11 protein-coding genes are annotated in these 14,357 nt (G+C 55.7%); 8 read left to right on the top strand and 3 right to left on the bottom strand.

Going from position 1 to position 14,357, the window contains the following annotated elements:
• Positions 1-29 precede the first annotated feature (29 nt).
• Positions 30-203, top strand: a complete 174-nt coding sequence (locus Q3981_RS02975; RefSeq protein ID WP_303123766.1) for a hypothetical protein — start codon at positions 30-32, stop codon at positions 201-203.
• A 62-nt stretch (positions 204-265) separates the two neighbouring features.
• Here the strand turns inward: Q3981_RS02975 and Q3981_RS02970 are convergent, their stop codons facing one another.
• On the bottom strand, positions 266-1,918 hold the full coding sequence (locus tag Q3981_RS02970) for an ABC transporter ATP-binding protein (protein ID WP_303123764.1): 1,653 nt from the start codon (positions 1,916-1,918) through the stop codon (positions 266-268).
• A gap of 1,779 nt (positions 1,919-3,697) precedes the next feature.
• Here Q3981_RS02970 and Q3981_RS02965 point away from each other — a divergent pair.
• From Q3981_RS02965 to Q3981_RS02955, 3 genes are all read left to right on the top strand, one after another.
• Complete coding sequence (locus tag Q3981_RS02965) at positions 3,698-3,925, top strand: hypothetical protein (protein ID WP_303123762.1); 228 nt, start codon at positions 3,698-3,700, stop codon at positions 3,923-3,925.
• Between the two features lie 69 nt (positions 3,926-3,994).
• On the top strand, positions 3,995-4,288 hold the full coding sequence (locus Q3981_RS02960; RefSeq protein WP_303123760.1) for an RNA-binding S4 domain-containing protein: 294 nt from the start codon (positions 3,995-3,997) through the stop codon (positions 4,286-4,288).
• Complete coding sequence (locus Q3981_RS02955; RefSeq protein WP_303123758.1) at positions 4,288-5,130, top strand: VOC family protein; 843 nt, start codon at positions 4,288-4,290, stop codon at positions 5,128-5,130. The genes Q3981_RS02960 and Q3981_RS02955 overlap by 1 nt, the downstream gene beginning before the upstream one ends.
• Positions 5,131-6,718: 1,588 nt before the next feature.
• On the opposite strand, the gene Q3981_RS02950 is transcribed toward Q3981_RS02955, so the two are convergent.
• The gene (locus Q3981_RS02950) at positions 6,719-8,371 is read right to left on the bottom strand and encodes a sugar transferase (RefSeq protein WP_303123756.1); all 1,653 of its coding nucleotides are present in this window, start codon (positions 8,369-8,371) and stop codon (positions 6,719-6,721) included.
• 430 nt (positions 8,372-8,801) lie between these two features.
• Here Q3981_RS02950 and rfbA point away from each other — a divergent pair, with 430 nt between their 5' ends.
• Entirely contained in the window at positions 8,802-9,701 is a 900-nt protein-coding gene (gene rfbA / locus Q3981_RS02945; protein ID WP_303123754.1) for a glucose-1-phosphate thymidylyltransferase RfbA, read from the top strand.
• A gap of 14 nt (positions 9,702-9,715) precedes the next feature.
• Here rfbA and Q3981_RS02940 read toward each other — a convergent pair whose 3' ends face one another.
• A complete protein-coding gene (locus Q3981_RS02940) occupies positions 9,716-10,195 on the bottom strand; it encodes a serine O-acetyltransferase (protein ID WP_303123752.1) in 480 nt (159 codons plus the stop codon).
• Positions 10,196-10,325: 130 nt separating this feature from the next.
• Here Q3981_RS02940 and Q3981_RS02935 point away from each other — a divergent pair, with 130 nt between their 5' ends.
• From Q3981_RS02935 to Q3981_RS02925, 3 genes are all read left to right on the top strand, one after another.
• On the top strand, positions 10,326-11,357 hold the full coding sequence (locus Q3981_RS02935) for a glycosyltransferase family 4 protein (protein WP_303123750.1): 1,032 nt from the start codon (positions 10,326-10,328) through the stop codon (positions 11,355-11,357).
• A 186-nt stretch (positions 11,358-11,543) separates the two neighbouring features.
• On the top strand, positions 11,544-12,836 hold the full coding sequence (locus Q3981_RS02930) for a hypothetical protein (protein ID WP_303123748.1): 1,293 nt from the start codon (positions 11,544-11,546) through the stop codon (positions 12,834-12,836).
• A partial coding sequence (locus Q3981_RS02925) for a polysaccharide biosynthesis tyrosine autokinase (protein WP_303123746.1) occupies positions 12,837-14,357 on the top strand: 1,521 nt, incomplete at its 3' end. It abuts the gene before it with no gap.

The following is a 14,357-nucleotide window of genomic DNA, read 5'->3' as shown; positions in this document are numbered from 1 at the left end:
CACGAAACACTCAGAGGGGGAGGGCTTTTATGACGACATGGAAAGCTAGCAACGAAACTTCTTTTACGGACGAAGATCTTGAAAAGTGGGCCAGGATTCAAGAGTCTGATGAGCCGTTTACTGGGGAACACCTTGGCTCTTCCCGTCCGGGTAGCCCAGTAAGCATTGGTGATGAGGCGTTTCCAGATAGTTACCTGTCCTGAGGTATCAAAGCGCGAGGATATCCATGTGAACGACGCGCTAAAGCCTTCCCGAAATAACCGGGTTATTCTTTAATTGCTTTCTCGTTCGCTGAAACGTGTTCGACAAGTTTGCCATCGGCAAGTCGTAGAACACGGTCCGCTCGTTTAATGACATTCCTATCGTGCGATGTGAAGATGACTGTCGCATCAATGTTTAGGAGACGTTCCATTGCCAGCTCTGCTGAACTTGTGTCAAGAGCTGATGTTGGCTCATCGACCAAGACGACCGACGAGTCTTGCAAGATTGCACGGATGATTGCTACCCGCTGACGCTCGCCTCCTGATAGACCGCTGTTGTCATATCCCACTGGGCGGTCCAAGCCGTCGGAACTGGCGAATTTATCTAGCCCGAATTGCTCGAGCAAGGTGATTAGGGTGTCATCCGAGGGAGCATTATTTGTTCCTAGAATTAAGTTGTTTCTTAGGGATGTCGGCAGTAGGTCAGGTTCTTGCTCGACATAAGTTATCGTCTTCCGCAAATCCCGCATACACCAGTCTTTGAGGGAACGGCCACCCACACGAATGTTGCCGGCGGACGGATCGTAAAAACGTAGGATAAGTCCGAACAAAGTGGTTTTTCCGCTTCCAGATACTCCAGAGAGTGCTACTTTTTCACCGCGTTTAATCGCTGCGGATACGCTATTCAGGATTGTTTGGCCGTTACGAACATAAGAGACAGATTCAAACTCAACGGTACCTTCGACGCTGACATCACGGGAGCGGGTGAAACCATCCTCATCCCGATTTTCGATATCGAGGCTGAAAAGATCGTCGATTCGTTCCAGAGCCCCCTTAGCCTCGAATAAGGTGCCAAAAGACTGGGTTACCTGCGCAACGGGAGCAAGCATTAGAAATAGAGCCGTAACGAAGATAGTAAGGGTCTCTGCCGATAAATCTCCGTTGTTCAATCGGATCGAACCGACGAGAGCAACCGTGACGAGCGCTAAGTACGATGCGACCGTACTGAGGGGCTCAAGGACGGCCTCGACAAAGCTCATTTTTCGCCGATGCCGGTAGGCATGGTCAATCTCAACGGATATGTCTCTAGCAACCTTCGATTCAGACCGAAAGGCCTTAATCGTGCGGAATGCCGATAGAGCCGACTGCAATATATCTCCCAAGGCGGCGAGGTGATCTTGCACTCTCGATGAGAGGCTCCGGAGGGAACTCGAAACGAGCACGATGATTACCAAAGCTATCAGGAGAACCACGATGACGACGAGAAGTAACTTCCAGTCCACAACCGCCATGTAAACGAGCGAACCGATGATGACTGTGAAGCCACCAACAAAGTCGATGACCGTCGACGAAAAGGCGGTGCTGACGATCGAGGTATCCGACGTAATACGACTAGTGAAACTGCCAGCCCCTCTTTTCTCAAATTCGCTCATTTTCAAATAGAGAAGATGATCTGTGATCTTCTTGCGCATGTCACGGACAGCTCGATCTGCCGCAATAGAAGTCACATAGGTGGTCGAGGCTGTAAACACTGATGTCGCCAGAAGCGTCAGCAATAGTGGTGTAAGCGACTTATAGAAATTACCTTCACTCACGCTAGACAGAAGCTGGCTGACGAGTGCGGGCAAAAGCAGAGTTGTTGCGGTGGCGCATAATGAAAGAGCGAGGCCTAGCGTTAATAGCCCGGCATTACCTCGAAGGAGAGAACTAATCGTCATAGATTTATATTTCCTTGGCGATCTTTCTGCGAGTTTTTACGTTGGGCTAACGCCGAAGTTGAGCGATCCCGTTTCGTACTGTGCAGCGGATGTAGAAAATGGACTATTTCTGGTGTTCATAACGTGCGCAACAAACGCGCAGTGCGTCTTGCTCTTAAAGCATCATTATTCCCCCGGTCAACGTGAACGCCTGTAGGAGCCGGCCCGTGTGGAAAAGCATCGATGGGGTTTAAAACCCATACTGACCAGTGTCTGGACAGCAACGGAGTTCAAAACTCGAATCTCCAGGCAGAGTGAATCTGCACACTGACAGGTGTCGCTCTCAAGGCAATTGCGGTAGCAGCGGATGCTGCCGCTATTCGTGACAGGAACTTACAATCTGGCCCGAATCACGATTTATCCAGAGCAAGCGCTTAAAGCTACCTCGTATGCAAAGATATACCACATCAAGGTAGGGCTATAGAGGAATAGTTACTGAGGTTAGGTGCAGCACAAAGGATACGTCGGAAGATGGGTAGCACTAGTTTTTAGTTATCTCCAATGTGTCCACGCAGCCCCACTTAGGCGCATTAATTTATGGTCTCATCGAGGTCGTACCTCACAGCCGGCATCGGATTCTCGGTTGGGTGGCAGCATTTCGTCATGCGGCAGGATGAGGGTCTGGCTATAGCGGAGTTCTGTCGTTGGTACAGGGGATAGGTGAGGCAAGTGGCGAAATTGGGGAGGGCGGCTGCTTCTTCATAGTGTCGGTGTCAATGGCAGGCGTCTTCGAGGTTGCTAAGAAAATAATTTTATGAACGCCGCTCCAGTCTGGACATCAATTCGTTGATTGATACGCAATTACTCATTTTCTATTGAGTAGAGCTAATACCTCGACTATCCTTTTCACTGAGGGCGATTGATTAGAGCGTATTCGTTTGTGTGGGCACCCTTGCCGTGTGGCCGTGGATGCTAGGCCTCTTCAATGGCCATAAGCCATCCCGTTGGAGGGAAGACATGAACCGCGGAAAAATTTCTCCAAACGCCATTGTTGTTCTTTTTTTCGGGGTAGCTATATCTCTTTATCTAGGGTTTGCCCATCATTCCGTTGTGGGAGGAGTCATATTTCTCCTCATCACTGCTATAGGAACCTACCTGGTAAATCGGTCTAAAACAGGACGAGGATGGGCTCGGTAGCGGTCCACTCGTCTTCGCTGTAGGAGACGTGCGCGGGGCCTGCCCATGTCTGGAGGAAGTGACATCTTGGTGCCGGCCACTATCACACGCCGTTTGCGCACATTAAAACCACAAGCTAAACAGCAAGAGAAACACTCACAATAACAGCGACGGCAATAAGAAGCGCCACAACTACATTTTTAACGTTCAGCCTTTCCTTTGATGCAAAGAGGCTAATTAATGCTATCGCCATGCACGGATACACAATTTTAACGTAATTGTCATGGACCCATCCGGATTGTGAAAAAACAGTCGCGAATACAAGGCACACCAAGGCTAGAACGAATATGAACCGACGTATATTACTGCTCGTAAATGTTTGAGCGCTCGTACGATTATTCATTAACGGTTTTCCTTCCTCAGTGTCCCTAGGTGACGGCTGCCGGTTAGTGGCAGTCAGCTGCTCACAGGACTACAGTATAGGCTACCGAATATTAAATTAGTTAGTTTGCGAAAGGTTTTTGGTTAGCATGTACATCAGAGATGGCTACTGCCTTAAATGTCACCCACCGGGTTTCCGGCCTCACCACACATAGGAGAGACGGACAGGAAAGGATGCGTACTATGAGCTACCAATCCAACCATCCCCCCGCGCAGCGGATTACTCGAGCAATGCTCTTAGCCCTGGTCATCGCCGTGGGCGTTATGGTCATTGAGTGGTTGTTGCTCAGTGCGCTGAACGTCGAGAACCGCGTTACGGTTTTCGCCATCATCGCAACTATTACCTCTGTAGCAATTGGATCCGTTATAGGGCAGTGGACTCGGAAACGGTGGCAGAATGAAAAAGCTTAAACACACTCATGCCGTAGTCCGGCGCGGCATCATCCCCGCCACACGCACGTGCTCGCATACACTAGCGGCATGAGTTCTTTTCCGGTGACGGCTATTCGCGATTCGTCAATTAAGCTCGGCCAATTCATTAAACTGGCCAGCCTCGTTGAAACCGGTGGTGAGGCAAAGGAAGTGATTTCCGCGGGCCGCGTCGAAGTCAATGGCCAGGTTGAAACCCACAGGGGGCACACGCTCCACCACGGTGACGTCGTCACTATTGGTTCTATAGGAACAGAAGTGGGTGGCCCCGATGACGAGGACGATTACTTCGATGAAGCCACCGCCGACGATGACTTCGCCCCGGAAAAGTGGAGGAACATGTAATGCCCGCCTTTTTCGCTAGTGAAGGCATGCCCTTCTGGAACGAACTGCGCACCTACGACCTCGAGCGCTCCTCGGACTTTTACCGCGGCTTGTTCGGCTGGGAGATCGACAGCGCTGACAACAGCTCAAACAGCAGCGGCTATTACTACGCACGCAAGCAGGGAATGCCCATCGCGGGCATCATTCCGGTGTCATCAGACATCGGTAGCACCGCTCAGCATCAACCGAACCAATGGATGCTTTCTTTTCTTACCGACGACGTTCGCGCGGTAGCCGATCGATCTCGCGAACACGGTGGAACGGCCGGTGAGCCGGTCGACGGGCCGCGGGGGCCGATGGTGGCCGCGACGGATATCGTCGGCGCACAATTAGGGTTCATCCATCCGGCGTCGGAGCCGTTCATTGCTGGCGGGGAGCCAGGCACGCCAGTGTGGCATGAGCTCGCGGCCATTCTCCCCGACGGGGTGAGCATCGATGACGTCGCAACGTATTACACGCAGGTGGCGCGGTGGAACACCATGCGTCACGGGGAGGGAGCCCACACGGTCATCACTGCCGTGAGCGAAGGGGGCGCCTACGCCGGGGTGTGGTTCCCCGGGGAGCAAGGAGCCGCCGAGTTGAACGCGTCGAGGTCCCGGTGGACAACGTATTTCGGGGTCGAGAACATTGTCGACGCCGCCGAGTACGCGCAGGCACGCGGTGGGGACATCATCGTCCAGCCGCAAAACACCGAGTTCGGTCAGATCGCGATCCTGGCGGACCCCACTGGCGCTGCGCTGACAGTATGCGAGGCTCCGGAGCATGTGGAGGAACCCCATGAAGGGGACAATATTTTCGGCTAACTAAAATGCGCGGAGCCTCCGCCCGCATGTCCCGTTGGGGTACACCTCAATGAGGAAGATGACGTTGGGGGTGCGTGTTCGGGGTGGCAGTCGGGATCTAGACCTAGCGATGGCAGCGACGGAAGCTCGGCGGTGGCGATGCATTCTTGGTCAGTTTCCGACCAGGACACGTGGTAGGTGTATTGGTTGATATCCACCTAGATTAGGTCTGTCCCTCAACGCTCAGGGGCACTTTACTATTGAGTGTTGCAGGGTACAGGTTTACGGCGTCCTTAAAGTTTTAAACCTGTAAAACTCCCACTGGCACGGTAAAAGACATAGCCCATGATTAGCGACTTAGCGACGATCAACGTGAAAAACGGTGTGTGAAAACGACGACTGTGGATATGGCGCGCAAACCCCTTAAAACGCCCGATACGTGCGTCTGCTCACCTATCAGCAACTTCGGCCAAAGAGAAGTTAACACCAGGAATAACGCCACCGGATAGGCGCGCCAGCGACTAGTCTCGGCGGGCTTGGTGGTGGATATAGTGAGGTGTCTAATCGGCGGTACTGCACGTTGGTGCCTGAATCAAGAGGTCACGGCATTTTTCTTTGGTGTTCTTCGCCGAGGTTGCGGATCGTTATCTGGGAGAAACAGATCCTAGAGGGAACCCTCTGCCATCGCTTGACAAATTGACGGCGTTTACGTGACTGGTAAATTCTCTAGGGACTGTTTCTTCGCCCAGAGCTAAGTCATACCATAGCCTGGATACATTAGCTCCTTCGCTGGCGGGTTCGTCAACGTCTTTAGCCACACATGAAAGGCTATATAAACCCCATTCAGATTCATCAAATGGGTAAGTGCCAAAGTCTCGCATGTCCCTACGGAAATCTTGCATCAGGACTTCGCGAGTTAATGCATCTCCTCCACTTGTAATCTCGTCAGTTACATAGAGTATCTCTGTGATCTCTCGAGCCTTATCTACCCTTTTTAAATACTGTTTATGAAATCGTTCAAGGTCAGACTCTCGAGCGAGGAAATAGGTTGTAAAAAGAAGTGTTTCGCCTAACATATTAAATCGGATCACCGTCTACAGTGAAAGCTCCAGAATTTGTATACCTAGACTGAGTTTGACAGTGCCTTTTATGCACATTTTTTCCGAATTTATTCGTGTATAAATCCGCATCTTTCTCAGCCTTTTTAGCACTCTTAGGATGATTACCGTAAATCAATCCTACTTTTGGGTTTCCTGGGCCGTTCTTCACTACTTGGCACTTCACTGTGTACATGCTCAGTTCATTTTTTGTCTCAGCCGAAAAAGCTGGAGCTGGGCTAACGAGCGGTAGCGAAATGGCAACCGGAATAGAGATAATCCACCTGAAGGTTTTAGACATATTTCTTAGCAAAGTTCTACCCTATCTACTCTCAGGTTTCCGCGGATGATCCATTTAGCATTTGACCTGATACCTGGAGCAATCGTCTTGCAGACGCTGTTTTCAGCGCCCAAAATCGGTACACCTTTTGCATTATTTACCTTAAGTTGGTCGGAACCGGCTATACCCGCGGAACTGATGGGGTACATTCCCACTCGCACCCCGCCTGGGTTTAGTACGCCCCGTCGGACGTGAGCACGGCCCGCCCCGTCTTCCACAGGATCATGAGGTCCGCCATGAAGCTCCAGTTCTCGACGTAGTTGAGATCTAGCGACACTGACTCTTCCCACGAGAGGTTGGATCGCCCCGATACTTGCCACAGGCCAGTCATTCCGGGGAGGACCAGCATCCGGTTGCCCACCAGCCCGGTGTACTGCTCGACCTCGCGACGCAGCGGGGGACGTGGCCCCACCAGGCTCATATCGCCCTTCAGCACGTTAAACAGCTGCGGCAGCTCGTCGATACTGTAGCGACGCAAGAACGAACCCACCCGCGTCACGCGCGGATCATTTTTCATCTTGAACAGCACGTCGTTGCCGTCGCTCTGGTCCTTCAGCTGGGCCACCATTTGGTCCGCGTTCTGCACCATCGAGCGGAACTTGATCATCCCGAACGGCTTGTTGTTCTTGCCCATTCGCTCCGCGGTGTAGAAAACCGGGCCACCGTCGTCAAGCTTGATAGCCAGCGCACAGACCAGTAGCAGGGGAGAAGCCATCAACAGCAGAAGGGCAGCCACCACGCGATCAAACACGATTTTCGCAACGCAGTGCGTGCGCGCGTGCTGGGGCTGCTCCAGCTTGAGAAGCGGAACGCCGGCAATAGGCAGCATCTGGACGCGTCGGCCCGTGACATTGGCAACCGCCGGGGCGACCAGCAACTCAACATTAAGGCCATCCAGGCGCCACATGAGTTCGCGCATATCGTTCATGCCAATTTGGTTGCTGACGGTGACGATCACGGAATCGGCCTGCAGCAAGGACACCATGACATCAATCTGATGCCAGTTATCGTGGATTTCCGCGTCAGGGAAACGACGCTTGAGCTCCGCGAGCTGCTCCTCACTGTCTTCATCCGACTGTGTACTGCAGAACCCGACGATGTCGAACCGATTGTCCAATTGCCGACGGAGCGTGCCGTACACCTCGGAGATGGAGTGTGGATCGCCGATGAAAATGGCCCGCTGGCTGAGCTTCTTGTGATCCAGCTGCCAGCAGTAGAACCGACGCCACCCGTACCGGATGAGCAGCAGCGTCACCAAGCCGACGGGGTAGGTGAATACGAGGAACCGGAAGCCGGAAGTGTACTGAGTCAGCTCGCAGACGATGGCGAAGAGCCCGAACGCGAACGTCGTCGCCCGTGCGATGCGGGAGTACTCCAACGCGCCCTGGCCTAGGACCGCGATATCTGTCGTACGCATCATGCGCCCGACCATCGTCCACAGCGCGAAAAGGATGACCCCGGGGACGAACATCGGGACTGTGCCCGTGTACGAACCGAGAGTGAACGTGCGCGCATTGTGAGCCGTGAACGGCAGGAAATCGGCGGCCGCAATGAGCGTCACCATAGCGATTCCCTGGCTGATCAGGATGAATGTCCCGATCCGCGATGCGTGTGCACACCGGATCGACTCCCGCTCGTTAGGGGTATCGGCCTCGACGGGGGCGTCGGCGCTGGACGCTGGAATGTCGTGGCGGTTCGCATCGTGCAGCTCAGGGCTAGCGGGGTGTTGTACCGCAGCGCTGGAGGAATGCTCGTCAGTGTGGCGTTCTCGGTTGCGGCTGGGTCGTTCCGCGAGACGAAGGCCAGTGATGTGTAACAGGCTCATGGGCACCGCCGATAGGGAGAATAGGAATCAGGGGTACTTGCAATGGGGAGCGGTGGGTTGATCCTCATAACAATTTGATAACGCCCATATAGTAGGACCTGTTGGCTGACTTTTCATGCTTCTGGTCCCGTTGTTAACCAACCCTTTACATAGGGGCCATATAGCGACGAGAAAACAGCGATTCTGCCGCTCCACCTGCACGTCGCGGGCTATTTTTTGCGACATTGCGTCCTATGTAGTTGGTGCTGTTAATGCCGATTTTTAGATGCGGATTAGCGGGCTATCGAGGGGCACTCGGGGACATTATGAAGATATTTCTATAAATTATCGACGCCTGTTTGTTAGGTTAGTCACAATGTGGTTGCGGGTGCTGCAATATAGGTGAAATATCCACCAAACCCTCAATATGGAAGTAGGTACGCTGGTACACGTGAAGGGCATCATTTTGGCGGGCGGGACCGGGACCCGCCTACATCCAATTACGTTGGGCACGAGCAAGCAGCTCACGCCTGTCTACGACAAACCCATGATCTACTACCCGCTGTCCACCCTGATCCTGGCGGGTATTACCGACGTCCTCGTCATCACCACCCCTCACGACGCGACCGCGTTTCACCGGCTCTTGGGCGACGGATCCGCGTTCGGCATTTCGATCTCCTACGCGGTACAGCCCTCACCAGCAGGTATTGCCCAAGCGTTCGTCCTGGGAGAAGAACATATCGGCAACGAGCCCGTCTGCCTCATCCTCGGGGACAATATTTTCTACGGGCCGGGCATGGGCACTCAGCTCCGGAGGCACACCGCGCCCGACGGTGGCGTTATTTTCGCCTACTGGGTGAAAGATCCCACCGCGTATGGCGTCGTCGAATTTGAACATCAGGGTGATGCGTCCCGTCAGCACACGTCGGTCTCGCAATTCCGCGCCCTGGGGATCGAAGAAAAGCCAGCGCATCCGAAATCTCACTATGCCGTCCCCGGCCTCTACTTCTATGACAATGACGTTGTGGACATGGCTAAGGACCTTGCTCCGTCGGCGCGCGGGGAGCTCGAGATCAGCGATATTAACCAGCGGTATCTAAATGCGGGGCGGCTTACCGTCGAGGTTCTTCCTCGGGGAACGGCGTGGCTGGACACGGGCACGCACGATTCACTTCTTGATGCCGGGAACTTTGTGCGCACCATTGAATCGCGGCAGGGCTTGAAGATCGGCAGTCCGGAAGAGGTTTCGTGGCGGATGGGCCATCTGACCGACGATCAACTCCGCCAGCGGGGAGAAGCACTGGTTAAGTCCGGATACGGTTCCTACTTGCTGGACCTATTGCGCAGGTAATTCGCGCTGATTGTTCACGCGGATAACTCGCGCGCGGGGATCCCCACCAGCACGGCACCCGGGCGCTCGCAGGACTTTGTCACCACAGCATTTGCTCCGACGGACACATCGTCGGCAAGTGAAAGAGGCTTGATAATCCGACAACCTGCACCTAAACGGACATTGTTGCCTAGGACGGTCTCCTGCCCGCGCGGGGCCTCGGAGATAGTGACAGAGGACTGCACCTTCAGATTGGTGCCGGCTTTCACCCGACGGCCCATCACAACGCCGGTGGGGTGGTACAACATAAAACCAGGTCCGACGGACACTTCCCACGCCAGATCAGCGCCCGTCAGGACATGATTAATTTGCTTAACCACAGACCCCAAGAGAGGTACACGCTTCCCCGCAACCTGAGAAAGCCGAAATATCACGACGGCAAGAAAACCGACATTGAGCAGGCCGTGCAACCCATTTTCGGCCCTGCGTGCTGGTGCATCCTGGAAGATGAACATATCGAGGATCATACGTGAGCACGCGTTGCGCAGCCGCAACTATGAACATCGAGATCAACACCGCCATGAACGCGGGGGTCAGCCCCGCCACCTGCCCAGACCGTAACGAAACCCCCACGAACCAGAGAACATGAAAATACTCCACGTCACAGAGTGCTTCGCCGGAGGCGTCGCCACGGCCATCAACATGTACGCCTCACTCGTGCCCGAACACGAGCACATGGTGCTCTACACCGCCCGGCGCGCGAATTCCCCGGCCGAACCCGACCCGGACCTATTCAGCACGTCGTGGCGACTCCCGGACGAGCACCGGGCAGCCATCGACACTGTTCGACGTGTGCGAGACGAGGTCGCCCCGGATGTGATCCACGCTCATTCCAGCTTTGCCGGCGCGTATGTGCGCCTTGCTCGCTTGCGCGGGAGTAGGCGCCGGACGCCCACGGTCTACACACCCCACGGTGTGGCCTTCGCGCGGAAAGACATCTCGGCGCTACATCGCGCGGTGTTCTATTCCGCCGAATGGGCATTGTCGTGGGGAACCTCCGTCTTTGCGCCCTGTGGTGAGTGGGAAGGCGACGTTCTCCGACGGCTCAACCGTCGAATACCGCAGGTCGTGATACCTAACGCCACGATGCCGACCGGGGTGACATGGAACCCCACCGGCGCCCCCACGGTGGCGATCTCCGGGCGCGTCACGCCCCAGCGCAGCCCCGAACTCTTCGCCGCCATTGCGCGCCGGGTGCATCGGGAGCGGCCCGACGTCGAGTTCCAGTGGCTTGGTGGTGGGGATGCCGACCTCACCGCGTCGCTGGAGCGCGCCGGGGTTCACGTCACGGGCTGGCTGGATAAAGACGATCTGTATTCGCGCCTGGCGGGGGTTAACGTCGGCCTTCATACTGCTTTGTGGGACGGGTACCCCATGGCCGTGCTCGAGATGAATGACATCGGCGTGCCTGTGCTGGTTCAAAACATCCCTGCTCTTCGGGAGTGTCCGGCGGAGGCGCGTTTCGATGGGGTTGACGACGCTGCGCGCAAAGTTATCAGGGCGATCGATGAGCCCGAGTCACTTCGGAATGCGTGGGAAAAGGTCCAGGACAATCACAGCGTGGCGACTCTCACGGATGCGCTCCATGAGTGCTATTCGAAAGCGGGGGGAAATTAAGGGTAGAATTACCATCGGTTTTCAGGTAAATAAAACTTATTAATTACCGCGTACCGACGTTACCGACCTAATTCACCCCCGATATCCGCCGCGATCCGAACCTACGCGCAAGTACGACGCGCGATACCCACGAATGACGCACAATATCCGTTAATAAACATCCATTAATTACCGAAGGACACGAGAATGCGGGCTGCTCCCTCCACTGATCTGGGTGGTCGCCGCAGCTCTACGCCCCGAAGCCGCGTTCGCGAAAATCACATGTTTTTCTCGCCCGAGGACATCATTGTTTTCTGGTTCCTCGGGCTTCTGTGCTCCTTGGCCATCAGCGGTTTACATTCACATTTATTACCGCCGAAATTCGACCGCGACGCACAAGTCATTCAGAATCTCCTGGCGAAACCAGGCCTCGTGAGATACGAAGACTACGGATCGTTCGCCACCATCACGTCGGTGTATCACGCGCTCGGGCTAGCGCATTCACCGACGCTGGCCGGATTCTTCGGCGTCATCATTGCACACTGCGCGTTAGCCGTCGTTCTGTGGCGAATGAGGCCAATCCGCGTCACCGTCTTTAGCGTCGGCGCGCTTGTTCTCTACTCGCTCCTTGTAGGCGTCTACCAGGGAGTTTATACCAAGGAAATCATCATCAGCGCTGTGGTGATCGTCGTCGCGGCCGTGCCGACGGGCCTACGGTCAGCGTGGATATGGGACTGTGTTCTGGCCGTCGTTATGGCTGCGTTGGGCCATTATTTCCGCCCGTATTGGGTGCTTATCGCCGTCTTTTTCTTTGGGCTCAGACTCTTTGTTTCTAACACCGCGCTGTCCCGTCGGTGGATTACAACCCGCCGATTCATTCTGCTGATGGTGGCCTGTTCATTGGTGGCGTCGTTAGTGATTGTGGCTCGCGGCTTTCCCGCGGACCACTACCGCACCTTGGTCAACGCGGGCCGAGGAGCCGACACCGGGTCCCTGATCGGCCGCTTTGTCGAGCACCCCGAACCGATCGCGGGAATAGTCAATGTTGTGCTCTCGACGGTCATGCTGATGTTCCCCGTGACCTTGGCGGCTAAACTATCGCCCTACTACCTGGTGATTTTCGTAGTGATCGCCAGTTTTTGGGCGACCTACTTCCACGCGGTCCGGCAGTGGCTGCGCAGCGACTACCGACCCCCGCTCGTGGGGCGGGCAGTGTGTCTGATCGCCGCATTTGCCGTCGTGCAGGGGCTTTTCGAACCAGACTATGGGTCCGCACTCCGGCACCTCACGCCACTGATCCCGTTGTTCTTTATTGTTGCGGCAGGGGATCGTGGCGCTGAGCGTGTGGCAAAGCACGGTGTGGCAGGCGGCAGTGGTGCCGGGCGCGGTGTGGCAAGTCCACCATTGCCGACGCCAACTCAGCTATCGCCGCCATCCCATCCTCCTTCAGCACCCAACCGACCGAGTGACCACCCTTCAGCCCGTCAAAGTGAGAGCTAAATGACTTACCCGCAGTACAGTGACCACGCCGATGCCTACCCACACCCCGCGGGTGTCGCTATGCCTCCCGAAGAGGATCGGACTCAGATCGTCCGACGAATATGGGCAGTAATCCGGCGTAACGCCTGGATCCTTGCGCTGTTTATCGTCCTGGGTGTCGCCGGCACATGGGGTGTCTCCATGCTGATGCCGACGAAATACACGTCGACAGCGTCGGTTTTCGTCTCGGTGGATAGCGACGGATCTATTTCCGACGCTTACCAAAGCACCCAGTTCGCTGAGCAAAGGATGCAGTCTTATGCGCAGCTCGTCAGCGGAGATGTCCTTGCCGAACAGGTCATCAAAGACCTCAACTTAGACATGACACCGCGGGACCTCACCAAGGAACTCGAGGCGACCGTCGTTCAAGACACCGTGGTCATGGAAATCTCCGCCACGGACACCGACGCTGCTCAGGCGCAAAGGATCGCGTCGGATGCCGTGAAGGTTCTTTCCAACCAGGCCGAACAACTCGAAGCGCGCACCGACAACAACGACAACAACGGGAATTCGAGGTCGCGCTCGTCGTCGAACCAGCAGTCCACGACGGCCCCCAGGATCTCGTTGATCAATAGCCCCGAAAAAGCGACGCAGCCGTCGTCGCCGAAAATGGCCATGAACCTGATTCTCGGTGGTGTGCTCGGGTTCCTGGTGGCGTGCATCCTTGTTGCGCTGCGGTTCTTCCTGGATCGCTCGGTGCGGTCGAGTGAGGAACTCGAGCGGCGCACGGGCCTGCCGAAGCTGGGGAGCGTGCCGGTCATTCCGGAGGCTCAGCGCACCAAGCCCCTGGACTTTAACGACGATCGCGTCCGGCCGGCCGAGGCATTCCGCGAACTGCGCGTTAACCTGCGGTTCGTCAATGTGGACAACCCGCCGCGCGTGATTTCCGTGACGAGTGCGCGGATCGCCGACGGTAAGTCCATGACCAGCCTGAACCTCGCCGGGGCTCTGGCCGCCGACGGCGACACCGTGTGCCTGGTTGATGCGGACATGCGGCGGTCCAAGATGACGACCTACTTTGGCGGTGCTATCCACAGTTCCGTGGGCCTCTCGACGGCGCTGGCTGGGGACGCCGACGTGGCCGATGTTCTGCAGGAAACCGAGATCGCAGGGCTGGACGTCCTTGCTGCAGGTGTGACACCCCCGAACCCTGGCGAGCTTCTGGGCAGCCAGGCGTTCCGCCACGTTCTCGACGAATTACGGGAGCGCTACGACTGGGTGATCGTGGATACGCCACCGATCCTGCCTGTTACCGACGGTGCGTTGGTCGCTACCACTGTCGACGCCGTTATCGTCGCTGTTCGATACGGGAAGCGTAACTACGATGACGTCACCCGGACGCTTGCATCGCTGCGGGCGGTTCATGCGCCGATCATCGGTACTGTTCTGACGGCCGTGCCGCAAAAGTCCGACGAAGGGCGATACGTGGGGTCCTACTCCAGGTACGAATCGGAAAGCGAACATAAGGCTGCGGCTGTGGCT

The organism is Corynebacterium sp., assembly GCF_030530965.1.
Lineage (GTDB): Bacteria > Actinomycetota > Actinomycetes > Mycobacteriales > Mycobacteriaceae > Corynebacterium.
The sequence above is the reverse complement of the archived record's forward strand: the minus strand, read 5'-3'. Positions and strand labels throughout refer to the sequence as shown.